Raw genomic sequence first — 24,047 nt, forward strand, 5'->3', positions numbered from 1 at the left:
GGATTCAGAAACTAGCGGTGAAATTGGGCTTGGCATTGCCCGTTGATTGATATTTATCAATCAACACCCGTGCCATTCCAGGCCGGAATCAATCGGATCCTCCCCTATGAACCTCCCCTCCGCCCAATCGCTGCGTGTCCTGGCACGGCTGCTTGTCGTCACAGGATTTATTACTATCAACCTCCTTCGAGGCCAGATTCGATCCGGGCCGGTCACCGATGACGCCGACACGATTGAGCTCTCGCCATTTCAGGTCAGCACCACCTCCGACTCCGGCTATCGGGCCGGCAACTCCGTCTCGGCCACCCGGATCGACACGCCGATCAAGGACCTTCCCTTCTCAATCAGCGCATTCACCGAGCAGTTCATCGAGGACATCGGCGCCCATGAGCTTCTCGACGTTGTCAGTTTCGCCCCTGGAGTGACCAGCGGTGCGAAGGAGTTCACGCAAGGAACCAATCGCTTTTCGATTCGCGGCTTTGACGGCGATGTCACCCCGCAGCGCAACGGCTTCGTCGGCAACCGCTATGTCGATTCAGGCAACGTTCAGCGCGTCGAGGTCGTGAAGGGTCCGGCATCGCTGCTTTACGGACAGATCACGCCTGGAGGAACGGTCAACTACATCACCAAACGCGCGGAGAGAAGGAATTTCACCCGTGTGAAGGGTGAGATCGGCACGGATCACTTCTGGCGCGCCGACCTGGACATCAACCGCACGTTTGCGGACGGACGGGTCAGCGGACGCCTGATCGGCGCCTACGAGAACAGGCTCGCATGGGCTGATCCGAGTGGCGGCGACTCCCGGCTGATGGCAGGCAGCATCGAGCTGGCGCCGACCCGGTCGGTTTCATTGTTCGTGGAGTTCGAGAGCTACCGCCGTTACGAGACTCCGCTCATAAGCATGAAGCCCAATCTCGCGGTCGCCGGTTTCACCACCGCAAACGCCGCGAACTATCCGGTGCTGGCCGACCGGGCGCGTGCGCAGGCGTATGTGGACGTCGGCAACCTCAATCTCGGCTTTCTCAACTACGCGCCGCTGCCGAAGAACTTCAACTATGTCGGCCGGAATGACTATCGTCACTCCAGATTTGATTCCATCAACGCGGAGTTGAACGTGGAGTTCAGCCGGAACTGGCGCGCGCGGGCCAACTTTGGCTGGAATGACTTCAAGCTCAGCAACAAACTGACCGGCCTCGCCGAATTCACCGTCACTCCCGCCGCCGCCTACATTGCCACGGCCGGCAGGAGCCGGTTTACGTTCCGTGATGAACTCGAGAATGACCCCCGGTCGGTGCTTGCCGATCCCTCAAAAACCGCATCAGCGCTTCTGACGCGGCGCAAGCGCCTGGAGGAGTCAATGGGTGACTCCCACTCCTATCAGGTGGAGCTCGCTGGGCGCATCGATGCGGGCGCGGTGACCCTGAAGCCGCTTTTCGGCGCCTATCTCAGCAAGGTCGGCACGGGCAGTTTTCGCAGGGAAAGCACGGTTTCCCCACCGGCCGGCCTGGCCAATGCCCAGACCGCGCCCAACCAGCATTTTCAGCCATGGAACTACAACGATCGCTCCACCTGGATCAACACGGACGACTATGACGTAAATGCGATTCCCGGCATCAACTCATTCAACGACTCCGATGGCGAGGAAAGCGCGCTCTACGGCGTGGTGACGGCGAGCATGCTGGACGAGCGGCTGATCCTCATTGGCGGCGCACGGTACAACGAGACGTGGACAATCAACACCAACAAGCTGCCGACGACGACCACGCCTCCGGGTGAGGCGGTGAAGGGCAGCAAGTTTGAGGCGACAAAAACCACGCCGCAGTTTGGCGCGGGTTACAAGCTCCGCCGGGACCTGCTGCTCTTCGCCAGCTACTCCGAGTCGTTCTTCATCGAAGACCGCAGCCTCACGTCCTTCAACCCAGCCTACAATCCCGCACTTCCCTCCGGCCCCAGCAATCGCGTCACGATCACCGAGCCCGCGGTGCCGACGACCGGCAGGGGATATGAGTTCGGCGTGAAGACGGACTTCCTCAACGGACGCGTCTCCTCAACGATCTCGCTCTTCCACCTGGAACGGAAAAACCGCATCCTTCGTTTCCGTGAAACGGCCCCGGATGGAACGTTCCCGACCATAACGCGGCAGGGGACGGTTGATCGGAGCGAGGGTGTTGAAGTCGAGGTGACCTGGTCGCCTTTGGACAACTGGCAGGTGTTCGCGACGCTGAGCCTGATGGACGTCAAGACCATCAAGGGCACGTTCCCGTCGATCAACGTCTACTCAACTGATCCTGCGGTGCAGGCTGCCTATGTTGCGGCGTACAATGAGGCCAAGGCGCTTATTCTCAATGCCGTGCCTGAAGGATCCGCGGAGAATCTGGCGACACTCTGGACGCGCTACGATTTCAAGAATGGACCGCTGCAGAACTGGTGGGTGGCCGGAGGTTTTGTCCACACGGGCAGGAAAGCGCAGCGAACCGCGAATCCGACTCTCTTCATCGATGCGAGCACGATCTTCGATCTTACCGTCGGCTACAACTGGAAGGCCGACGGGCTCAACTGGTCGGGTGCCCTCGCCTGGAAAAACATTGCAGACAAGGAATACTTCAACGCCAACCAGTCGCGCGGGCAGCCCGGACGCGTGATCCTGAGCATCTCGACGAAGTTCTGATCATCATTCAGCGGGATCAGGACTTCGCGGAAACTGACGCGACGCTTCCAACCGGCCCGCTGGTCTCTCCCAGAAAGAGCGTGGAAGCCAGGGTCAGATCAAGATAGCTGCCTTCCTCGTTTTCCTGGGTGTCAAGCATCAGGCGGGCGGCTGACCGGCCGAGGGACTCGGCGTCGCAGCCCGCCGCCGTGAGTGTCGGGCTTTCCTCGTGCGCGAGCGAGGAATAGTCGGCGGCCGCGATGCTGACGTCGCCAGGCACCTCATATCCTTCGCGTTTGAACGTCATGACCGCACCGCGTGCCATCTGCTGGTTGTAGGTGATGAATGCGGTCGGGAAGTCCCTGCGCCTCCTGAACGGCAGGAGCAGGTACACCGCATCGACGCCCTCGGCGCGGTCGCCCTGCTTCTGCTGGATGTCGTAGCGTGCATTGGCCTTGAGTCCCGCCGCCTGAATGGCGTTGAGATAGGCCTGGTGGCGCGCCTCGTGACGACCGAGCCCTGCGTTGCCGCCGATCCATCCGATTCGCTGGTGGCCAAGCTCGACAAGGTGCCTGACCAATGAGGATATCGCCTGCGGCTCGTTTCCGAGCACGGAATGGCAGAGGCCCGGATGCCTTGCGGACACGGCGACGATGCGCGTGGAGAATTGACGGATCTGCTGGAGAAATCCCTCATTGACCTGGCCCAGGAGCGTCACGCCCTTGATCGAATGGCCGGCGGGAAAAAACTGGCGCAGGCGGGGCTCCGCAAGGGTGTCTTCGGAGCCGAGAAACACGGTTGCGTACCCTTTTTCGGCGAGCGCCGTGTGCAGGCCGTGGAGCACATGGCTGAAGTAGCTGCCCTGGGTGTGGAGATTGAGTCCGGAGCGCAGAACGAAACCCACCTGGCGGCGCGCCGTTTCGATCGGGGACTGATTCAGCTTCATTCCCTTCGGCGTGTAGCCAAGGTTGAACGCGTGATCCCAGATGCGCTGGTAGGTCTCCGGGCTGATGTTCTCACGCCGCCCATTGAGCACCATCGAAACGAGACCCTGGGAAACGCCGAGGTCCTTTGCCAGCTTGGTCTGTGAAATCCGGGTCGCGCGCCCCATCGGTTTTCATTTTTCACACGGTGATCGCAAACTCAATCAAGTATTCGAAGCCAAAGGATTTTTGAACCGGGGCCGGACGCCGCATCGTGTGGTCCCCCTGCGGACAAGCCCGGAGGCCGGAAAATTGTTCGTGCTCTTGGCCCGGCCGAACCTAGCGTGATCGCGCATATGCAGGATGCATCGCCTCCCGAAGCGCCATCGGATCAGCCCTCCAACTGGGCGCTGATACGCCGCTTGTGGGGACTCGCGTGGCGATACCGCGCCCGATGCTTCCAGGTTCTCTCCCTCCAGCTGGTTCTTCTGACGCTGGGACTGAGCGGACTGGGTCTGACGGGGCTCGGGATCGACTACATCCGCTATGTGATTGCGCGCGATCACCCGGCTGAGGGAGTGCCGGCGGCTGCGTTTCCCCACGCAAGATTCGGCCTGCAACTGTCGCAGTCGATGTCACCGCTCCTGGTGATTCTCATGGTTGCGGGATGCATTCTGGCCTTCGCGATGGTGCGCGCCTTCCTCAACTACACCTACACTGTCGCGATCAACCGCCTCGTGCAGCAGCGCCTGGTCGTCGATCTTCGATCCGAGATATACGACAAGCTTCAGCGACTGAGCTTCCGCTTCTTCGACGCCAACACCACCGGCTCGATCATCACGCGTGTCACGGGTGATGTCCAGAGTGTGCGCATGTTCGTGGACCAGGTGCTCATTCAGAGCCTGATCATGCTGATTTCACTCACCGTCTACATCGTCTACATGTCGAGCCTGCACGTGAGGCTCACACTCGCCTGTCTGGCGACGACGCCGATCCTGTGGCTGATGTCCATGTCCTTTTCGCGCAAGATCCAGCCCGCATACGCGAAGAATCGCACACTCGTCGAAAAAATGGTGCAAACCCTGGCGGAAAGCGTTCAGGGGATTCAGGTGACAAAGGGCTTCGGGCGGGAGGCGGAGGATCGCGCCCGTTTCGAGGCCGCAAACCAAGCGGTGCTGGAGCAGCAGCACAGCATCTTCTGGCGGGTGAGCCTGTTCTCCCCTGCGGTCGGATTGCTGACGCGCGTGAACATGATCGTCCTGCTGGGGTATGGCGGCTGGCTGGTGATCGACGGCCAGTTGCCGCTGGGCACCGGACTCATCGTCTTTGCCGGCCTGCTGGAGCAGTTCTCCGGCCAGGTGAACCAGGTGGCCAATGTCGTGAACAGCGTTCAGCAGTCGCTGATCGGCGCGCGCCGCGTGTTTGAGATACTGGATGCATCGGTTGATGTGACTGACCGGCCCGGCGCCATTGCACGGCCAAAGCTCGCGGGCGGGGTGCGGTTTGAGAACGTGACCTTCGCCTACAATGGCATAGAGCCCGTGCTGCGCGGTGTAAGCCTCGATGTGAAGGCCGGCCAGTGCGTGGCCATCCTGGGGGCGACGGGGGCCGGGAAGAGCGTGCTGATGAGCCTCATTCCGCGATTCTGGGATCCCAGTTCCGGCAGGGTCCTCATCGATGGAATCGACGTGCGCGATCTCCGCGTGGACGATTTGCGGCGCAACATCGGCCTGGTGTTCCAGGAAAGCTTCCTCTTCTCAAACACCATCGCGTCCAACATCGCCTTCGGACATCCCGGGGCGACGCAGGCGCAGATCGAAAAGGCGGCGCGCATTGCGGCGGCACATGAGTTCATCATGAATCTGCCGAATGGATACGAAACCGTCCTCGGCGAGAGCGGAAAGAGCCTCTCGGGAGGACAGCGGCAGAGGCTCGCCATCGCCCGTGCGGTGCTGCTCGAGCCGTCGATTCTGCTGCTCGACGATCCGACTGCAGCCATCGACAGCGAGACGGAGCACGAGATCTTTGAGGCGCTTGACCGCGCCATCGCCGGCCGTACCACGTTCATCGTCGCCCACCGGCTGAGCACCCTGAGGCGCGCGGATTTCATCATCGTGATGGAAAACGGCCGGATCGTGCAGCAGGGCACGCACGATGAGCTCATGCGTGTGTCCGGTCCTTACCGTCGCGTGGCAAACCTTCAGCTCCTGGATGGGCGCGAACTCCAGCAGCAAACCCTGGCACAGTCGAGGATCTGACCCATGCGACGCTCCAGCCTGAAGCCCGTCGACACGAGTCCGCAGTCACCGATTCAGCCGGGAAAGCCGCTGTCATTGATTCAGCGCGTGCGGGAAAGCGATGATGACGAGGATCAGTTCCGCCCGCTGGAGTGGAGCCTGATCCGCCGGCTCCTGCATTACACGCGGCCTGTGAAGCGGAAGATGGCGACGCTGGCGGTAATGACGATAATCCGCTCAGCGCAGCTTCCAGCGCTGCCATGGCTTGTGTCGGTGGCGATTGGAAGAATCGGACAGGGCTCGATAACACTGGCTGACTCGTCCGGCCTGGTGTCAGCCCTGGTGGCGTACGGGGTGCTGGCGCTGTCCACCGACTTCATATTTCACTTCCGCCAGCGTCTGGCGCTCGAGGTGGGCGAGACGGTTGTCAATGGCCTGCGCTCCGAGATTTTTTCGAAGGTGCAGCGTCAGCCGATGAGTTTCTTCAATCGCGTGAAGCTCGGGAGGATTCTCAGTCGTGTCACCAGTGACGTGGAATCCCTGCGCGTCGGTATTCAGGACGTGCTCTTCGTCTCGCTGATCCAGGTCGGACAGATGCTGTTCACCGCCGTGATCATGGCCTGGTGCGACTGGGTGCTGTTCCTGGTGGTTGTCGCCATGGCCCCGATACTGTGGTCCATCAACCGGCGGTTCCATCTCCGGCTGAGCCGGCTTTCCCGCGCGTCGCACGAGAGCTTCAGCCGAGTCACCGCAACGCTTGCGGAGTCGGTCAACGGCATCCGGGTGACGCAGGGTTTCGTGCGACAGGAGACGAACTCCGGGCTATTCAGGAATCTTCTTGCCGATCACTCCCGCTACAACATCGCGCTCGCGCAGACGTCGGCGCGGCTGATTCCGCTGCTTGAACTCAACAGCCAGTTCTTCATCGCGATACTGCTTCTTCTCGGGGGATGGCGGACATTCCATGGGTACATGGGAATCCAGGACCTCATCCAGTTTTTCTTCATGGCGAACTACTTTTTCTCGCCCATCCAGACGATTGGAACCCAGTTCAACCAGGCGCTGGTGGCGATGGCCGGGGCGGAGCGGGTCTTCCGGCTCGTGGATTCGCCGCCGGACTGGACGGATGCGGACGATGCCGTGCCTCTGGCTGATCCGCGGCGCGCCGCCGAAGCGGACGGGACGCATCCCGGTTCCGCGAAGGCATGGGGAGCGCGGGTCGAGTTCAGAAGCGTGATGTTCGGCTACACGCCTGAGCGGCGCGTGCTGCATGACATCAACTTCGTGGCCGAGCCCGGACAGACGATCGCGCTTGTGGGGCACACCGGAAGCGGCAAGAGCTCGATCATCAGCCTCGTCGCGAAATTCTACCTGCCCACGGCGGGGGAGGTCCTGATTGACGGCAGGGAGATTCGCACGCTGACGAGTCAGTCGCTGCATCACCAGATGGGCATGGTGCAGCAGCAGAACTTTCTGTTCAGCGGCACGGTGATCGACAACATCCGCCTTGCAAAGCCCGACGCGACGGACGAGGAGGTCAGGGCCGCGGCTGCGAGTCTCGACTGTCTGGACATCCTCGAGGCGCTTCCCCAGGGCCTGCACACGGAGGTGGGCGAGCGGGGTGCCGGACTTTCAGTCGGGCAGCGTCAACTGGTGTGCTTCACCCGCGCGTTTCTTGCGGATCCGCGGATCCTGATCCTTGACGAAGCCACCAGCTCAATCGACGCCGTCACGGAGGCGCGCCTGCAGAAGGCCCTCCTCGCGCTGCTCGTCGGACGCACGAGCTTCGTCGTGGCGCATCGCCTGAGCACCATTCGCAGTGCGGATCTGGTGCTCGTTCTTGATCAGGGCCGCATCATTGAAAGAGGTCGCCATCAGGACCTCATGGCGCAAAAGGGTCATTACGCGGCGCTGTACGAGCAGTTCGTGCGGGTTGACGACCCCTCCTGAGGCAAAGCGCCGCGGACGTCAACCCCCCGAAACGCTGACTTGCAAAACTTTTCTCCTCTGAAAACCGGCGAAACGCCGATGAGAAAGTCATTGCTTTCCCTCTGACCGGGTCTATTGCTCAAAACCGATATGGCTAAACGCAAACCCAACGCTGCCTTCCTGAAACCGGTTCAGCCCGATGACGCTCTCGCGGCGGTTGTCGGCTCGAAACCGTTGCCTCGCACAGAACTCACCAAAAAACTCTGGGACTATATCAAGAAAAATGGCCTCCAGGACAAAAAGGTGAGGACTCAAATCAATGCTGACGACAAACTCAAAGCCGTGTTCAACGGCAAGAAGTCCGTCAGCATGTTTGAAATGACGAAACTCGTCTCGGGACACCTGAAGTAAGCGACATCAAATTCGTTCTTTCCAAACCGCCCTTGGAGACTGGGGCGGTTTTTTTTGCGTCAGTGTCCGCAGGGAAAGCAGGGACAACTCAATCCGTCGTGCCGACAAATCTGACCTTCGGCCGGGAATTGATGCCCTCGATCTCGAGGAAGAAACTTCCAAACGTGCCGGGTTTGACCTTCACGAGACGAGGACGATGATCGGGAGGCGAGACATAGGTCCCGCTCACGACCTGCCACTTCTGGCCGTTGCCAAGCACAAGGACCGTGCCTTCACGCCAGCCCGCGAAGGTTCCGGTCAACTCAGTCTCAAGCGTCTCATACTCGATCGTGGTGCCCGGGGTCAGCTTGATTCTGCGAAGCCAGCTCTTGCCGGAAACCTCCGGTGAAGCTGGCGGGCGATGGCTCTCACTCCGTGACTGGGATGCGAGCGCCGCCGATTCACCGCCCACAGGCGCAGGACGGGCCTGTGATCTTTCGCGGCTCTCCGACTTGAAGGCCTGCACCAAGGCATCCAGACGTGATCGTTCTGCTGCCGTCAGCTTTTCGAGCCCGGCCGAGGTGAAGTCCTCCGGTGAAAGCCGGCTGCTAAACGAGTCCTTGGGAGCCGCGCCGAGCGAGGCGGTGGCCGCGATGCCGGCGACAAACAGGCGGACCTTCGTCAAGTTGTTCACAGGTCGATGATCGGACGAAAATTTTTCGGCCGAAAGCAGAAAAGCGACCGGGGCTTCACGGCTTCAGAGCCTGGGGATTGAAATGCATCGGCGCACATGCGCCCGCCCGTTTCACGATTCTTTTCCACCGGCAAATCCGACATGCACCTGAAGTTCCTGGCCGATGGCACGATTTTATTCCCCATCCGAAACTCCGCGCTTGCCAATGAAAATGACGGAAGGTCAATTGGTCCGACCGTTTTGCGCAAAACTCACCTTGTAGTACCTTAGCCGCATGGCCGGTCGACTCACATCCCTCCTGCATCCGTCGCGAATCTCCCTGAACATTCAGGCCTCAAAACGCACGGTTGCGATACACGAGGTGGCCCGTTTGCTGGAGGGCTTTCCGGCGGTCACGAATTTTCAGGGCTTCTACAACGAGCTGCTCGCCCGCGAGCGGCTCGATACCACGTATCTGGGCAATGAGATAGCCCTGCCACATGCCCGCACGGAACATGTGCAATCGATAGTGATGTCCGTCGGGCGGAGCGACAACGGGGTGCTCTTCGAGAACTGCAACCAGAACGTCAGGCTGCTTTTTGTCCTGGGTACTCCGAAGTCGAACCCCGGCGACTATCTCCTGGTTGTCAGCGCGCTGTGCCGGATGCTGAAGGAGCCGGGCAATCGCGAGGCGCTTATTCGCGCGGCCACGCCCGAGGATTTCATCGAGGCCATCCGGGCTGCCGAGTCACGCGTGCAGACCCCTGCGGGTGTTTGAATTGTCGGGTGTTTGCGGGCCCCTGCCTGGTGAAGACCGCTGCATGTTCGGCGCGGCCGCCGGCATTTGCGGATGACAGCTCGCTCGATCTCAATCGGCAGCGCCTCAATAGTGCGGTGGAGTTTCCCGCGCGGGGAAATTTTCGCCATCACTGACTGCAGACTGCAGCCGATCGCGCAACGATGACGATTCCCGACGAAGCCGATCAATCTCCTCGTGCAGCGCCAGCATGGCCTTGTCCTGGGCGGCGACGTGTTTCTCGAGCCAGGCGATGCGCTCCTCCAGGCGATCAACGCGTTCGGGTGACATTGGGTCCGGAATTCCCCCGGGCATTCCGGGTTTTCAGCTTCTGGAGTTCAGGGGCGATCACGCGCGCATAACAATCCGGGCAGACGGAGTGGCTGAACTCCGATCCGGTCCGCGCATTGATATAGGTCTCGATCTGCTGCCAGTAGTTGCTGTCATCGCGCACCTTCTTGCAGTAGGAACAGATCGGAAGGAAAGCCTCGAGTTGCCGCACCTGAGTGGTGAAACGCAGGATGCGCTCAGCCACCCGCAACCGCATCCACAATTCCGTCAGATTGATGGGTTTTGTGAGGAAGTCGTCGACGCCAGCCTCAGTCGCCTCCCGCTGGTTGATCTCATCGGCTGAGTGAGCCGTGAGCAGGATGAAGTAGGTGTATTCAACATTCGTCCGCGAGCGGATCCGCCGCACCAGTTGAAGGCCGTCCATCTGTGGCATCGTCCAGTCGCTGACCACGACCCGCGGTGGCTCCGGATCGCCGAGCAGGGGCAATGCCTCCTCACCGTGGGCTGCCTCCACGATCTCATGACCGAGTTTTTGCAGCGCTTGAACCAGGATTTTGCGGGACGTGGTGTCGTCCTCAACAGCGAGAACCTTCATTCTGTTCTTCCGGATTTTGCGGGCACATCGATCGCAGGCGAGCAAAACTCCGTAACTGCAAACCCTCCGTCCACCCCGCCTCGCCGCCGTCTTGCGTCAAGCGTCAAGCAGAGCAGCGAGTTCGTTGCCGCTGGTGACGGGCGCACGGCACGCAAAATTTTCGCAAACGTAGGCGGATGCGCGGCCATCCTGCGGCGCCATCCCGGCCATCCACGGCGCGCGCTCCGCCAGCCAGCGCTGCCCCTCTGCGCCATCCGCTGCGAGCACAATCATCGGTGGTCCAAGCGGACCCGGCAGCACGCCGGCGAGGGCTTGAAAGTCGGATGATCCAGGGGTGCCGGCGATGACGACATGACGTGGCGAAGCCAGAGCCCGCTCGACGGCAACCAGGAGACAGGGCAGCGCCTGAGGGTGCTGAGTCCAGCGCGCCTGGAAGGCATCAATCACCCGGAGAGCGCGATCGCGAAGTTCATCATTGTTCAGCGCACAGGCGAGTCGCAGCAAATTGCTGGCGGCGACGGAGCTGGCTGTCGGTTCCGCACCGTCATAGTCGTCCTTTATTCGAAGGACGAGATGCGGATCATCCCGAGGAGCCGAGAAATATCCACCGTGTGCGTCGTCCCAGAAAATCTCATCCTGAGTGCGCTGCAGTGCTTCGGCCCACTGCAGCCAGCGGATTTCGAAGCATGCCTCATACAAGTCGAGCAATCCGGAGATCAGGAAGGCGTAATCCTCCGCAAAGCCGTGGCTCGCGCTTCGGCGCTCCCGGAACGCACGGAACAGGACACACTCCGCAGGATCGTACAGGTTCGACTGGATGAAAGCCGCCGCCGAGCGTGCCGCATCGAGGTAGGGCGTGGGACTTTCGGAAGCGGTGCCGTTCAATGCGCGGGCGGCGGTGTTTCGTTCAAGGGCGACATGGGCGCGTGCGAATGCCGAGATGGCCAGACCGTTCCAAGCCGTGACAATCTTGTCGTCCAGATGCGGACGTGGGCGCCGTGCACGCTCGACACGCAACTTTTCCAGCACTGACCGCAGTCGCTGATCAAGCGTTTCCGGAGTGAATCCAAGGTTCTTCGCCGTGCTGGAAAGCGACTGCTGCTGTGCAAGAATGTTCTTCCCACCGAACTCGTGATGGGGATCGAGTGCAGGCGGAACGTTGCCAGAGGCTTCAACGCCGAAATGGGCTGTGAGCAGCGCGGCATCCTCAGCGCCCGCGACCGCATTCAACTGCCCGGAGGTCCAGACGTAGAAGGCTCCCTCGGCATGCTCTGGATTGTCTCTGGAGATCTGGCTGTCGGCGTCCTCGGCTGAAAAGAAGGCGCCACCTGCATGGCGAAGGTCGCGCAGGAGGTAGTCGAGGGCATCGCGGGCGAGCCAGCCGTACCGTTCGTCACCGGTCGCCTGGCGGGCCTCGAGGTAGTTGCCGGCGATCTGCGCCTGATCATGGAGCATTTTCTCAAAATGCGGCACGAACCAGCGTTCATCGACCGAGTAGCGATGAAATCCACCGCCGACGTGATCATGGATGCCGCCGCGCGCCATGCATTGCAGCGTGTGGGTTGCCATTCGCACCGCTTCGGAGCCCGTTTCCGAACGCGGACCCTGGACCGCCGCACAACGAAAAAGGAACGTGAGAACCGAGGCTCTGGGAAACTTCGGCGCACCGCCGAACCCCCCGTGCTCGGGATCAAAGTTCTCATAAAAATAACTGAAGGCGCGTTCAAAGGATTCCTGAGCTGTGGCGAGCAGATCCTTGCCGCCGGAGGCGGAACCTGCCGGCGGGCCGGCAGGAGCAGTGGCGGCATGCTCCTGAAGCAGGTCAATCGCCCGCACTCCTTCCGCGATGAATTTTCCGCGCGTGTCACTGTCGGCCCAGCCGTTTGCGACCGCTCGCAGGATCGTGGAAAATCCGGGGAGCCCCGCGCGATCTTCGGGAGGGAAATAAGTCCCGCCGAAAAACGGCTTCAGATCCGGGGTCAGCCATGCGCTGAGCGGCCAGCCGCCGCGCCCGGTGCGCGCCTGGACATAGGCCATGTACACGCGATCGACATCGGGCCGCTCCTCGCGATCCACCTTGATGGACACGAAGGATGCGTTCAGCAGGTCGGCCGTCCCCTGGCTTTCGAAGGACTCATGGGCCATCACATGACACCAGTGGCAGGTCGAATAGCCGATGCTCAGGAAGATGGGCTTGTTCTCCGAGCGCGCCCTCGCAAAGGCCTCATCGCCCCACTCCATCCAATCGACCGGATTTCCGGCATGCTGCCGCAGGTACGGGGACAGCGCAGTGGCGAGGCGGTTGGACACGGTGCAGAAGGGGCGGCTTTCGGGATGTCAGCGCCCCCAGGTGAATCGGCTCGGTTCCACGCCTGGGCTACTGGCCGAGGACCCAGGAGAAAATCAAGGGAGCCACAATCGTGGCGTCGCTCTCGATGATGTACTTCGGCGTTTTCGCACCGAGTTTTCCCCAGGTGATCTTTTCGTTGGGAACCGCGCCGGAGTAGCTGCCATAGCTGGTGGTGGAGTCGCTGATCTGAGCGAAGTACCCCCAGAGCGGCACACCGGTGCGCTGAAGATCCTGATGAAGCATCGGCACGACGCAGATTGGAAAATCGCCGGCAATGCCGCCGCCGATCTGGAAGAATCCGATCGAGCCTTCGCCGTTGCGAAGGGTTTTCGCTGTCTTCGTGTACCATTCCGCCAGCCAGGTCATGTACTCGATGCCCGTGCGCACCGTGTGCACGTTCTTTACGTCGCCGCTGATCACGTGACCGGCGTACATGTTTCCAAGTGTGGCGTCCTCCCAGCCGGGAACAATGATGGGCAGGTTCTTCTCCGACGCTGCGAGCAGCCACGAATTCTTCGGATCGATCTGGTAGCTCTTCCTCAGTTTGCCCGAGCGAAGGATCTTGTACATGAACTCATGCGGAAACCAGCGCTCGCCGGCGCGGTCGGCGGCGACCCATTCCTCAAGAACCACTTTTTCGATGCGACGCATCGCCTCCTGCTCCGGAATGCAGGTGTCGGTGACGCGATTCATGTGACGCTCGAGGAGGGCCTGCTCGTCCTCGGAGGTCAGGTGCCGGTAGTGCGGCACGCGCTCATAGTAGTCGTGCGCCACGAGATTGAAGACGTCCTCCTCGAGATTGGCGCCCGTGCAGACGATGGCGTGCACCTTGTCCCTGCGGATCATCTCGGCGAGCGAAATGCCAAGCTCGGCGGTGGACATCGCGCCTGCGAGGGTCACCAGCATCCTGCCGCCCGCCTTGAGGTGCGCCTCGTAGCCTTTCGCCGCATCAACCAGCGCGGCTGCGTTGAAATGGCGGTAATTCAGGGCGATGAATTTGGAGATGGGGCCCTTCGATCTGGCGAGGGCCGCGTTGATGTCCTCGGGTCGTTTCCTGGTGCTGCGTTTTGCCGTCATAAAGCGCCGCAGCCTTGGTTTGCGCGGGGGGATTCGCCACAAAAAACGCTCGGTTCCTCCCCGGGGATGCGGAATTGAAGCGCTTTTCGGCCAGGAGAATAGTCAACTGCTGTGAATAGACCCGAATCGACATGTTCGCGGCATTCCTCACGACGATCTTCTTTTCACTGTCCTCGATTTTTGCCAATCGAAGCATCCGGGTGGTCGGGGCGACCCATGCGAATCTGGGCCGCCTGATGGTCGCGGCGGCCGTGCTTGGGCTCTATGCACACACGCTCGGACACGGACTTGAAGGCAACGCCACACCCTGGCTCCTGATCAGCGGCGTCATCGGCATGGGACTCGGCGACATCGCGGCCTTTGGTGCGTTTCCGATCTTGGGCTCGCGGCTGACGGCACTCGTGACCCAGTGCCTGGCGGCCCCGATCGCCGCGGGCGTAGAGTACCTGTGGCTCGGCACGACGCTCACGGGGATTCAGGTTCTGTGGAGCACGGTGATTCTGGGCGGAGTTGGTTTTGCATTGATGCCGTCGCGGCGCAATCCCCCCCGGGTCAAGGTGAAGCCGATCGGTTTTCTCTGGGGCTTTTTTTCCGCAGCCGGGCAGGGAGTTGGCGCGGTTCTCAGCCGCAAGGCCAGTGAGGTCGCAAATTCCAGCGGGCAGACCCTTGATGGCATTACTGGAGCCTATCAGCGCATCCTCGGAGGACTTGTGATCGCCCTTCTCTTTTTTCTGATCCGGGCAGTCATCAAGAGGGCGTTTGGTGGAAAGAGTCAGGAACCGGCGCTGCCTCGATCAGTCGATCGGCCCTGGTATGCATTTCTCTGGATTCCCGCCAATGCGCTGTCCGGCGCGGTCATCGGAGTAAGTTGCTACCAGTGGGCGCTCTTCACGACCAGCAGCGGACTCGTTCTTCCCATTGTCGCAACAACGCCCCTGGTGATCATTCCGCTCTCGTATTGGATTGAGCGGGAAACGCCCACCCTTCGCTCGATCATCGGCGCCGCGATTGCGGTCACCGGTGCGGTGGCGCTCACGCAGGTGTAGGGCGGCTTCGCCAATTGGCGCGACTAGAAATCCGCGAACAAGCCTTCCGGGGAGGCGAACGGAATCCGGTAGGTGGAGAAATCGCGCGTGTCTGTGGCGGCCACCAACGGGCCGGTATCAACCAGCACGACGCGCTTTAAGGCGATTTCGGATGGTTTCATGCGTGCTTTCTGAACGATGCGGACGACGCACAACGCCGAACAGGTGTTCCAAGTCGGCGAACGGGCGCTCTGGCTTGCCGGTGGCACGGGCGAAGACATACATTGTTTCGCCCGACTTCACCTTGATGGTTTCGCCTCAGTCGGCGGCGGCACGCGCGGCACGGAAATTCCGCTGAAAGTCTGTCAGGGTTGTTTCCATGCCCAATCAGATTGTCTGACTGATAGCGGACGTCAAGCGGGAGCCAGTGGTCGGCAGGCGGGCGCGGACGGTTCACAAGCCGGCCGAGGACAGCCTCCGCGCGAGTCCGGAAGTTCTTGCGGAAGCGTTTGCCAACGATGCGCGCGCAGAGTTCAAACACGATTTTCGCGGAGGAATTCGTGAACTCCGAAATGAAACAAGGATTTTCCGACTCTATGATCCATTGGGCCGGTCGATGTCCAAATAGCTTGTCGGAAACCTTAACTCGCTCTTTTAGAGCGAGATAATGGCGGAGAGGGAGGGATTCGAACCCTCGGTAGGTTGCCCTACACACGCTTTCCAAGCGTGCGCATTAGACCACTCTGCCACCTCTCCTGGTGGCCCTCGCGCCCGCGTCAGGCGCTGAGGGGTTTGAGACGCTGCTCATCCGAGAATGTCCGGTCAACGGAAAACCTTTCCACCACATGCCGGCGGAAACCTCACTTTACCGCCTCCAGATTGAGGCTCATCAGCGTGCCGTGGGTCTTGTCGAGGTGCGGCAGATAAGCCTGCGAATAGTCGTCGACCTGCGCGTGCTCTGTCGTCCTCCAATCCCAGCGCCTCACCTCGCGAAATCCAACGGAAAGCAGCTCCCGCGTCAGAAGCGGTTCGTCAAAGACCATCCTGTGATAATCATACTCGTCGCGCTGCCCTCCCACGATCAATCCCACCAGGCCCGTCAACCCGTCCTTCAATCCCTGCTCATGGTAGAGCTTCGCGCAGGCGGCAAAATCGGGCACGGCGAGGCGCAGCACGCCCCCGCGCTCGAGCACTCGAAACCACTCCACCAGCACCGCACGATACTCTTTCCGCGAGAAATGCTCGAGCACGTGCGCGGCATAAATCAGTTCAACCGAATCGCTCGCAATCGAGGGAAGCCGTTCGACGCGCGAAACCAGATCGATGTGCGGCAAGGGGAGGATGTCGACATGGTAGAACCCAGGTATGTATTTCCGGCCGCACCCCAAATGCAGCTTCCTCGGCCCAACCCCCGGTGCAGGCGTGGCGGGCACACTCACACTTCCCCTTCCAGCCAGCTTCCCGGTCGCGAAAATCCAGCGGTTTCCGTCAACGCATCCGTCCTGGTCTTCACTCCGCAGGCCAGAAGGCGCCCGTTAAATCGTTGAAAGAGCTCGACGCGTTCCTGCGCATATCCCGCGTCCACCAACCAGCGGCCAAGGGCCTCGCCATTCGGCGCAAACCAGTTCCATCCCTTTTCCAGTGTACCCGAATAGCCGCAGAGGCCCGTCCCTTCTGCTTCGCCATTGTGCGCCTTCGTCTCGACCACCAGCCGGCCGCCCACCTTGAGATAGGCAAAACAGATCCGCAAAAACAAGACAGGGTCGGTCACGTGATAGATCACACCGCTGCAATAAATCACGTCGAAACGCTGTTTCCACTCCGGGCGGTCCGCATAGAGGCTGTCGGTGGTGATGTTCGCGGGTATGCCCAGGAGCTTGCAGAGCCCCGACGCCGACTCCGCCGACCGTCGATGTTCCTCCATCGCTTCCACGTCCGCGCCCAAACCGCGCAGCAGCAGCAAATCGCCGCCCGACCAGCAGCCAATGTCGAGAACACGTTTGCCCCGCAGGTCCGACGGGATGAATCCCCGTTCGATCGATTCAGTGCCAATCTCAACATGACGCGGCCCCATGGCACCGGTTCGCACGCATCCCCCGCCCCAATCGTAGTCGTGCCCCCAGACAAAAAAGTCGCGAAACGCCTGCGATGACGCCGCATGCCAGAAATTTGCCGGCGGCGAATCATCCGGAAAACGTTTCAGAAGTTCCTGATGAATCGCCCGACGCTGCTCCGACGAAGAGGGCAGAACCGACTCCAAGGCCTGCCGGACGCATCTTTCCGCCAATGCGCGCTCCACTTTGACCGCAGCGGAAGCAAAGGCATGGGCCGTTTCATATCGGGCGCGATCCAACGTCATGGTCGCAAGCGAGTGTCCGCAATTTCGCCCCAAAGCAAGCCTATCCAAAGACCATTTGCCATGTCGCCGTATCGCCCCAACGCTCGACAAAGTGACTCAGGCAGAAATCAACACCCGCTTGCAGCAGGCGATGGACCTGCACCAGCAGGGTCGCCTGCCGGAAGCCGAACGCGTGTACCGCGAGGTTCTGACGCACCAGCCCCGCAATGCGGCAGGCTTGCACCTTTTGGGCGTGCTGGCCCTGCAGGCTGGCAAACCGACCGACGCCGCGCGCTTGATTCGCTCCGCCCTGCAGATCGATCCCACCGAAGCCGCCGCATGGAGCAATTGCGGCGAAGCGCTGCGTGCACTCCATCAATACGCCGAGGCTGAAGCCTGCTACCGCGAGGCCGTGAGGCGCGCTCCAGACAATGCCTCATTTTGGAGCAACCTGAGCATCGCGCTTCACTACCTGGATCGTATGCCGGAAGCCGAGAGCGCCTTGCGACGCTCCCTCGCACTTCAGCCCCAGAACACCAAGGCCTGGTGCAATCTCGGCAATGTGCTGAGGGTTCAGATGCGTTTCGCCGAGGCCGGTGAAGCTCTGCGGCAGGCGCTCACACTGCAACCCGCCATGCCTGAGGCATGGAACAGCCTGGGAGCGTTGCTGCGCGATCAGAAACGCATCGAAGAAGCTGAACGCAGTTTCCGCAGGGCCATCGAAATCAATCCACGCTTTGCGGAGGCCTTCAGCAATCTGGGTTCCCTGCTCAAGGAGACGGGTCGTCTGAGCGAGGCGGAATCGATGTACCGGCAGTCGCTGGCACTGGCTCCCCACATCGCCGAAACGCACAGCGGGCTCGCTTCGACCCAGCGGGAGGCGGGACTGAACGATCTGGCATGCAAGGGTTATCAGGATGCCCTGCGGCTCAGCCCGCGCACGATTCGCTACCTGAGCAATCTGCTTTTCACGCAGGCCGCCAATGCCACCGCTCCCGACCCCGCGCATTTCGCCAACGCGCAGGCCTGGGGCAGGGCCTCCATGCGTCCTCCACTCTGCCAGGGACCGGTGGCCAGCGTCGTCAGCCGGCCCCTGCGCATCGGCTACCTCTCCGCCGATTTCAAGCACCACGCCATCGCGCGTTTCGTCGAATCGCTCTTCTCAGCCCACGATCGGAACCGCGTCCAGGTCTTCGCCTACTCCAACGTCAAACATCCCGACGCGACAACCGAAAGCATCCAGTCCCGCGTCGACCACTGGCACGTCGTTGCAGCCCTGACCGACGAGGCCGCCGCGCGGCTCATCCACAGTCATCAGCTCGATCTCCTCATCGACCTGAACGCGCATACGCGCGACTCGCGCATTGGCATTCTTGGGTACAAGCCCGCTCCGATACAGGCCACATACCTCGGCTATTTTGCAACGACGGGACTGCCTGCAGTCGATTACTGGATCACGGACTCCATCCTTCATCCGGAATCCACCAAGGAGCTCGCCGTCGAGCAACTGTGGCGCCTGCCCCGCTGCTGGATTGCCTATGGCCCGCCCTCGGATTCGCCCGAAGTCGGAATACCGGCGACGCCGGGCCTGACCTTCGGTTCATACAACCACCTCTCAAAGATTGGCGAGTCCACACTGGATCTCTGGAGTTCGGTGCTGCGCGCGGTCCCTGATTCCCGCCTCCTTCTGAAAACGCGACACCTCGGCGATCCTGGAATCCAGGAACGTGTGCGCGCCTCCTTCCGCTCCCGGGGCATCGACGCGGGCCGGCTCGATTTCGCCGGGCACACGCCGGGTCTTGGTGATCACCTGCGCGGGTATCACAACCTCGATATCGCGCTGGATCCGCATCCCTACAACGGAGGCACCACAACGTGCGACGCCCTCTGGATGGGCGTGCCTGTTCTCACCCTGACCGGCGCGACCATGCCCGCACGCATGTCGACGTCGATGCTGACCTCCGTCGGCCTGCCGGACTGGATCGCGGACTCACCCGCGGATTTTGTGTCGCGCGCCGTCGCTCACGCCACCGCATGGCAGGCGCTATCACCCCGGGAAAAACTCGATCGCCGCCGTGCCATCCGCGCGCAAGCTGCTGCGAGTCCGCTGTTCGATGCGCGCGATCTCGCCCGCGCCCTCGAAAGCGCCTTTGAAGGCATGCTTGGGAAGCGGGCATCCAGCGACGCCCGTGTGCAACCGGTCGGGGTTGGATGAAGAGCGCCAAACACTTGTCGGCACCCCTCGGCCGGAGGAACATGCATCCCCCCACCGCTGGACGGGCAGGCATCTCCCGTCCGCTATTTGTCAGCATCCTTCCGCTGGAGAAGCATGCATCCCCCCCTCCGCTGGAGGGGCATGCTTTGTCATGCCCAGGGTTCGCCCGTCGCGCCACAACGCCGGTGCCTATTCCCATCGACCCATTCCACCTATTCCTCTCCGCGTGCTCCGCGGCTCCGCGTGAAATTCTTCCGACGCTGTTTTGCGACGCACGTCCCCAGGGCACGACGGAGCGTGCCCCTCCAAGAGCGGGTGAAAGGCGGCGCTTGATCCTCCCAAGGCACCGACTTGCAGGCATTTCTTCACACGGGCAATGAACCTGGATCCCGCGCTTCAAAAGGCCGTCAATAACCACCGGGAGGGACGGCTCGACGCGGCGGAGGCGGGTTACCGCGACTGGTTGATCGGCCACGCGCACGACGCCTTCGTGCTGCATCAGCTCGGCATCATCTGCCTGCAAAGATCACGTCCCGAACAGGCGCTGCCCTTCCTCGAGTCGGCTGCGGCCGGCAATGCCACCAATGCCACGGTTTTCCAGCACTGGGGCGACGCCCTGAGCGGTCTGCAACGCCACGCTGAAGCCGAAAGGCTCTATCGTCGCGGTCTCACCATCGACGCCCGGCACCTCACCTTGCGGATCCATCTGGGAAACGCACTTCGAGCCCAGGGCCGACTGCCCGAAGCCGAAAATGCCTACCGCGAGGTGCTGTCCCACGACCCCGCACTCGCCCGCGCACACTGCAATCTCGGGCTGGTCCTGGCTGATCAGGGGAGATTCTCCGAGGCCTCCGCTTCGTTCCAGCAGGCCCTCGCCCGTGGAGACACCTCCTTGGAAACTGTCCTCGGCGCAGCCCAGGCTTTTCTCGAATCGGGCGGCTTCAGTCAGTGCGAGACGCTGCTGCACGGTGCACTCAAGCGCACCCCCCACGACGCACGCCTCCTCAGCGTGCTCGGCGAATCCCTGCGCCGCCGCCAGGCGTTGGATGAGGCTGAATCCGTTCTGAGACAGGCCGTCTCCAGCCAACCCGTCCCACTCGCCGCCTGGCACAATCTGGGCAAGCTTCTCATCGATCGCAGTCGTCCGCACGAGGCGGAACGGATTTTTCGCCAACTGCTCGCCGCTGCGCCGCAACACCCCGAAGTGCAGCTCGGCCTGGCCGTCTCGTTGATCGCGCAGCGCCAGCGCACCGAGGCCGAATCGATCCTTCGCGCGCTGACCAGCAGCCATCCCAGGCACGTCAAGGGCTGGGTTTGCCTCTCACGCACCCTGCTCACCCGGGCGCCGTCCGAGGCCCTTTCCTTTGCCAAACGCGCCATCGGACTTGCACCGGATGACAATGACGCCGCCGCCGTTCTGGCGGAGGCCCAAGCGCAAAACGGCGATGCCGAAAGCGCCCTCGTCGTGCAGCGAAGCATCCTGGCAAAACCCAATCCTGATCCACAGATGGTCAGCAGCCTGCTCGCCATGGCGGGCTACGCCGGATCGCTCACCGCGGGTGAATACCTCGCCATCGCACGACAATGGAGTGCGTCCCTTCCGCGCACCCGGCCCTCCACCCCGCTTCCCGTTCCGGATCGTGCGCGGCCTCTCAAGGTTGGCTATGTTTCCGCGGACTTTCGCGACCACGCCGTCGTCTCCTTCTTTGAGCCCATCCTCGAAGCGCATGCCCGGCAGTCCCTGGATGTCTCCGTCTACGCCAGCGTGCCGGCGCCGGATGCAGTGACCCAGCGTCTCAAATCACGGCTTCCATCCGATCGCTGGCACTTCATCCACTCCTTGTCCGACTCCGCCGCCGCGGAATTGATTCGCAGCCACCGGATCGATGTTCTCATCGACCTCGGCGGACACACACGCGGCAACCGCCTCGGAGCGCTAGCCCAGCGCGCCGCACCCGTGCAGGCCTGCTACCTTGGATACTATGCGACAACCGGACTCGCCGAAATGGACTACTGGATCGGTGATGAAACCATTCTGCCTCCATCGCTCGACTCCTGTTACCCGGAAAGGCTCTGGCGGCTCCCGCGATGCTGGCTGTCGTATCAGCCTCCCGCGAAATGTCCGGAGCCCGCGAGATGCGACGACGGTCACACGTTGACATTCGGGAGCTTCAACAACCGCCAGAAAATTTCCCCCCGCACACTGGATCTCTGGAGTCTGGTGCTGCGGGAAATCCCTGATTCGCGTCTCATCGTGAAAACCGCCGGGCTGGAGGAAGCCGGGCAGTGCGACCAACTGGCGGAGGCCTTCTCCAGCCGGGGAGTCGACCCCCGGCGCATCGTCCTCCGCGCACCCGCCCCGGACCGGCACACGCATCTTCAGCAATACCAGGAAGTCGACATCGCACTCGACACAACGCCATTCACCGGAGGAACCACGACGGCTGAAAGTCTGTGGATGGGCGTGCCGGTGCTGACCCTGCTGGGTGACACCATGCCGGGAAGGATGTCCGCCTCATTTCTACGCACGGTGGGATTGAATGACTGGATTGCGGAAACTGAGGACGCGTTTGTCCGCCTCGCCCGGATGCAGGTGGACCGCATGCGCTCCCGGGGAGTCGACGAACGCTCGCGCACCCGACATGCTCTGCGCTCCATGGTCGCTGCAAGTCCGCTCTGCGACGCAAACGAGCTCGCCCGTCTTCTTGCTGAAGCCTATGGCTCGATGCGTGACGCATTTTTCAGCAGAAATTCCTGACAGACGCCTCAATGACACCGTTTGAATCAAGTCTTAGGATTGCGATTCAGGAGCATCAGGCAGGGCGTCATGATGTGGCGTTCAAGCTCTATCGCGACCTCCTCTCCGCCTCGCCGGGAGATCCGCTCGCCAATGCGCAAATGGGCCTGCTGCTGCACCAGCACGGAGCCCACGCACAGGCGATCGAACATTTTGACACATCGTTGAAGGCGAACGAGGCGCAATCCGGTGTCTGGACGAATCGCGGCGAGGCCGCCCGTTCGCTGGACCGGCTTGCCGACGCCGAAGCCTGCTTCCGCCGCGCCCTGCAGTACAAGCCCGACTGCGCGATCACCCACAACAATCTCGGGCTTGTCCTCTATAGACGCGGCAGACTCAGCGAGGCGGAAGCCGCCTACCGGCAGTCGATCGCCATTTCTCCGGAAAGGGCCAAAACCTGGGCGAACCTCGCCAATGTGCTGCGCGACTGGATGCGGTTTGACGAATCGGAGGATGCCTTGCGCAAGGCGATCGAACTCGAGCCGGGCGAGAACATATCCCGCAGCAACCTGATTTTTCTCCTCGGTTACCGCTCGCAGGAGGCGCCCGGGGAAATTTATGCGGAGGCGCGCCAGTTCAGGGTGCCGGCCACCGCAGATCCCGCAGCTCCCGTCGCGCGCCCGCTGTCAGGCGGCCGCCGCCTGCGCATAGGCTACCTCTCGCCCGACTTCCGCGCACACTCCGTGGCGACCTTCATTGAGCCCGTCCTGGCCGGGCACGACACGCGCCGCGTCGAGGTGATCTGCTACGCAAATGTCGCCCGGCCCGATCCGGTGACGGACCGTTTGCGTTCACGCATGCCCGCGTGGCATTCGATCTACACCCTCAACGACACGGCGGCCACCACTCTGATTCGCAGCCACCAGCTTGACGTGCTTGTGGATCTGGCCGGCCACACCGCGGGAAATCGCCTCGGGATCTTTTCCCGGCGCGCTGCACCCGTTCAGGCATGCTACCTCGGTTTCTTTGCGACGACTGGACTGCGCGCCATGGACTACTGGATCACGGACAACGTCCTGCACCCGCCCGACTATCAGGACCTGTTCGTGGAGCAGCTCTGGCGCCTTCCCCGCTGCTGGCTGGCGTACCAGCCTCCGGCGGAGGCGCCGGAACCCGATGTCTCGACGACGGCTGACGCCGTTGTTTTCGGATCTTTCAATCAGATCCTGAAAGTCACGAACACCACGGTTGGGTTGTGGAGCACCGTGCTTCGCCGGATTCCAGGATCGAGGCTCGTGCTGAAGTCGTGGAGTCTGCGTGACAACGAATCCCGCGACCGCATCACGCGCCTCTTTGCCGAGCACCAAGTGGCGCCTGAAAGGATCGAAATGCTTCCCGCGTTCCCCAGTCGCGCGGAACACCTGGCTGCCTATCGCCGCATCGACATCGCCTTGGATACATTTCCTTACACCGGCGGCACCACCACCTGCGAGGCGCTTTGGATGGGCGTGCCCGTCGTCACGCTGGCGGGTGGCACCATGCCTGCCCGCATGTCGACATCGATTCTGACCGCAGCGGGCTTCCCCGCCTGGTGTGCGCAGTCGCCCGAGGAGTTCGCGGACATCGCAGTTCGCCTCGCCGCCGAGCGTCGCTCGCGCGATCACGATGCGTGCCTCGATTCTCGCCGGAAACTGCGCAACGCCGTGGCACACTCCAGCCTTTGTGACGGAACGGCCCTGGCACAAGGGTTGGAAGAGGCGTACACGCGCATGGTGGAGGAATGCCTCCAGCGCCAATAGCGGAAGGCGGCACCATTTCCTGCTG

At 61.8% G+C, this 24,047-nt stretch carries 18 protein-coding genes and 1 tRNA gene; 9 read left to right on the plus strand and 10 right to left on the minus strand.

Translation table 11 applies throughout. The annotated features are described in order from the left end of the window. The first annotated feature begins 106 nt into the window (after positions 1-106). Positions 107-2,668, plus strand: coding sequence for a TonB-dependent receptor (locus HS122_05930; protein ID MBE7537932.1), 2,562 nt, complete (start codon positions 107-109; stop codon positions 2,666-2,668). A 16-nt stretch (positions 2,669-2,684) separates the two neighbouring features. On the opposite strand, the gene HS122_05935 is transcribed toward HS122_05930, so the two are convergent. After that, positions 2,685-3,758: a LacI family DNA-binding transcriptional regulator gene (locus HS122_05935; GenBank protein ID MBE7537933.1), complete on the minus strand. Its 1,074-nt coding sequence runs from the start codon at positions 3,756-3,758 to the stop codon at positions 2,685-2,687. A gap of 168 nt (positions 3,759-3,926) precedes the next feature. Between HS122_05935 and HS122_05940 the strand changes: the two genes are divergently transcribed. From HS122_05940 to HS122_05950, 3 genes are all read left to right on the plus strand, one after another. Beyond that, the gene (locus HS122_05940) at positions 3,927-5,828 is read left to right on the plus strand and encodes an ABC transporter ATP-binding protein (protein ID MBE7537934.1); all 1,902 of its coding nucleotides are present in this window, start codon (positions 3,927-3,929) and stop codon (positions 5,826-5,828) included. A gap of 3 nt (positions 5,829-5,831) precedes the next feature. Then, positions 5,832-7,757, plus strand: a complete 1,926-nt coding sequence (locus HS122_05945; protein ID MBE7537935.1) for an ABC transporter ATP-binding protein — start codon at positions 5,832-5,834, stop codon at positions 7,755-7,757. A gap of 129 nt (positions 7,758-7,886) precedes the next feature. Beyond that, positions 7,887-8,147, plus strand: a complete 261-nt coding sequence (locus HS122_05950; GenBank protein MBE7537936.1) for a hypothetical protein — start codon at positions 7,887-7,889, stop codon at positions 8,145-8,147. 88 nt (positions 8,148-8,235) lie between these two features. Here the strand turns inward: HS122_05950 and HS122_05955 are convergent, their stop codons facing one another. Further along, positions 8,236-8,820: a hypothetical protein gene (locus tag HS122_05955; protein ID MBE7537937.1), complete on the minus strand. Its 585-nt coding sequence runs from the start codon at positions 8,818-8,820 to the stop codon at positions 8,236-8,238. 274 nt (positions 8,821-9,094) lie between these two features. Between HS122_05955 and HS122_05960 the strand changes: the two genes are divergently transcribed. Beyond that, the gene (locus HS122_05960) at positions 9,095-9,577 is read left to right on the plus strand and encodes a PTS sugar transporter subunit IIA (protein MBE7537938.1); all 483 of its coding nucleotides are present in this window, start codon (positions 9,095-9,097) and stop codon (positions 9,575-9,577) included. Positions 9,578-9,682: 105 nt separating this feature from the next. On the opposite strand, the gene HS122_05965 is transcribed toward HS122_05960, so the two are convergent. The 4 genes from HS122_05965 to HS122_05980 form a co-directional block, all read right to left on the minus strand. Beyond that, a complete protein-coding gene (locus tag HS122_05965) occupies positions 9,683-9,886 on the minus strand; it encodes a SlyX family protein (protein MBE7537939.1) in 204 nt (67 codons plus the stop codon). Next, entirely contained in the window at positions 9,867-10,481 is a 615-nt protein-coding gene (locus HS122_05970; GenBank protein ID MBE7537940.1) for a response regulator, read from the minus strand. The genes HS122_05965 and HS122_05970 overlap by 20 nt, the downstream gene beginning before the upstream one ends. A gap of 96 nt (positions 10,482-10,577) precedes the next feature. Further along, entirely contained in the window at positions 10,578-12,791 is a 2,214-nt protein-coding gene (locus HS122_05975; protein ID MBE7537941.1) for a thioredoxin domain-containing protein, read from the minus strand. A gap of 67 nt (positions 12,792-12,858) precedes the next feature. After that, on the minus strand, positions 12,859-13,908 hold the full coding sequence (locus HS122_05980; GenBank protein ID MBE7537942.1) for a deoxyhypusine synthase family protein: 1,050 nt from the start codon (positions 13,906-13,908) through the stop codon (positions 12,859-12,861). Between the two features lie 131 nt (positions 13,909-14,039). On the opposite strand from HS122_05980, the gene HS122_05985 reads away from it, so the two are divergent. Then, entirely contained in the window at positions 14,040-14,954 is a 915-nt protein-coding gene (locus tag HS122_05985; protein MBE7537943.1) for an EamA family transporter, read from the plus strand. Positions 14,955-14,977: 23 nt separating this feature from the next. Here the strand turns inward: HS122_05985 and HS122_05990 are convergent, their stop codons facing one another. From HS122_05990 to HS122_06005, 4 genes are all read right to left on the minus strand, one after another. Then, a complete protein-coding gene (locus HS122_05990) occupies positions 14,978-15,115 on the minus strand; it encodes a hypothetical protein (protein ID MBE7537944.1) in 138 nt (45 codons plus the stop codon). 486 nt (positions 15,116-15,601) lie between these two features. Continuing rightward, positions 15,602-15,689: transfer RNA gene (locus HS122_05995), tRNA-Ser, on the minus strand. A gap of 104 nt (positions 15,690-15,793) precedes the next feature. Beyond that, a complete protein-coding gene (locus HS122_06000) occupies positions 15,794-16,366 on the minus strand; it encodes a methyltransferase domain-containing protein (protein MBE7537945.1) in 573 nt (190 codons plus the stop codon). 2 nt (positions 16,367-16,368) lie between these two features. Next, a complete protein-coding gene (locus tag HS122_06005; protein MBE7537946.1) occupies positions 16,369-17,292 on the minus strand; it encodes a methyltransferase domain-containing protein in 924 nt (307 codons plus the stop codon). Between the two features lie 91 nt (positions 17,293-17,383). Between HS122_06005 and HS122_06010 the strand changes: the two genes are divergently transcribed. The 3 genes from HS122_06010 to HS122_06020 all read left to right on the plus strand — a co-directional run bounded on the left by HS122_06010 (position 17,384) and on the right by HS122_06020 (position 24,022). Then, positions 17,384-19,486 (plus strand): tetratricopeptide repeat protein, encoded by a 2,103-nt coding sequence (locus HS122_06010; GenBank protein MBE7537947.1) that lies wholly within the window; start codon positions 17,384-17,386, stop codon positions 19,484-19,486. Positions 19,487-19,862: 376 nt separating this feature from the next. Further along, positions 19,863-22,244 (plus strand): tetratricopeptide repeat protein, encoded by a 2,382-nt coding sequence (locus HS122_06015; protein MBE7537948.1) that lies wholly within the window; start codon positions 19,863-19,865, stop codon positions 22,242-22,244. A gap of 11 nt (positions 22,245-22,255) precedes the next feature. Beyond that, positions 22,256-24,022, plus strand: coding sequence for a tetratricopeptide repeat protein (locus HS122_06020; protein MBE7537949.1), 1,767 nt, complete (start codon positions 22,256-22,258; stop codon positions 24,020-24,022). The last annotated feature ends 25 nt before the right edge of the window (positions 24,023-24,047 follow it).

It is taken from the genome of Opitutaceae bacterium (assembly GCA_015075305.1).
GTDB lineage: Bacteria > Verrucomicrobiota > Verrucomicrobiia > Opitutales > Opitutaceae > UBA6669.

Excerpts from the sequence above, each read along its gene's own strand:
- HS122_05960 (MBE7537938.1), top strand. The coding sequence starts at position 9,095 with ATGGCCGGTCGACTCACATCCCTCCTGCATCCGTCGCGAATCTCCCTG.
- HS122_05985 (MBE7537943.1), top strand. The coding sequence starts at position 14,040 with ATGTTCGCGGCATTCCTCACGACGATCTTCTTTTCACTGTCCTCGATT.
- HS122_05950 (MBE7537936.1), top strand. The coding sequence starts at position 7,887 with ATGGCTAAACGCAAACCCAACGCTGCCTTCCTGAAACCGGTTCAGCCC.
- HS122_05945 (MBE7537935.1), top strand. The coding sequence starts at position 5,832 with ATGCGACGCTCCAGCCTGAAGCCCGTCGACACGAGTCCGCAGTCACCG.
- HS122_05940 (MBE7537934.1), top strand. The coding sequence starts at position 3,927 with ATGCAGGATGCATCGCCTCCCGAAGCGCCATCGGATCAGCCCTCCAAC.
- HS122_06020 (MBE7537949.1), top strand. The coding sequence starts at position 22,256 with ATGACACCGTTTGAATCAAGTCTTAGGATTGCGATTCAGGAGCATCAG.
- HS122_05980 (MBE7537942.1), bottom strand. The coding sequence starts at position 13,908 with ATGACGGCAAAACGCAGCACCAGGAAACGACCCGAGGACATCAACGCG.
- HS122_06015 (MBE7537948.1), top strand. The coding sequence starts at position 19,863 with ATGAACCTGGATCCCGCGCTTCAAAAGGCCGTCAATAACCACCGGGAG.
- HS122_05935 (MBE7537933.1), bottom strand. The coding sequence starts at position 3,758 with ATGGGGCGCGCGACCCGGATTTCACAGACCAAGCTGGCAAAGGACCTC.
- HS122_05970 (MBE7537940.1), bottom strand. The coding sequence starts at position 10,481 with ATGAAGGTTCTCGCTGTTGAGGACGACACCACGTCCCGCAAAATCCTG.
- HS122_05965 (MBE7537939.1), bottom strand. The coding sequence starts at position 9,886 with ATGTCACCCGAACGCGTTGATCGCCTGGAGGAGCGCATCGCCTGGCTC.
- HS122_06005 (MBE7537946.1), bottom strand. The coding sequence starts at position 17,292 with ATGACGTTGGATCGCGCCCGATATGAAACGGCCCATGCCTTTGCTTCC.
- HS122_05990 (MBE7537944.1), bottom strand. The coding sequence starts at position 15,115 with ATGAAACCATCCGAAATCGCCTTAAAGCGCGTCGTGCTGGTTGATACC.
- HS122_05930 (MBE7537932.1), top strand. The coding sequence starts at position 107 with ATGAACCTCCCCTCCGCCCAATCGCTGCGTGTCCTGGCACGGCTGCTT.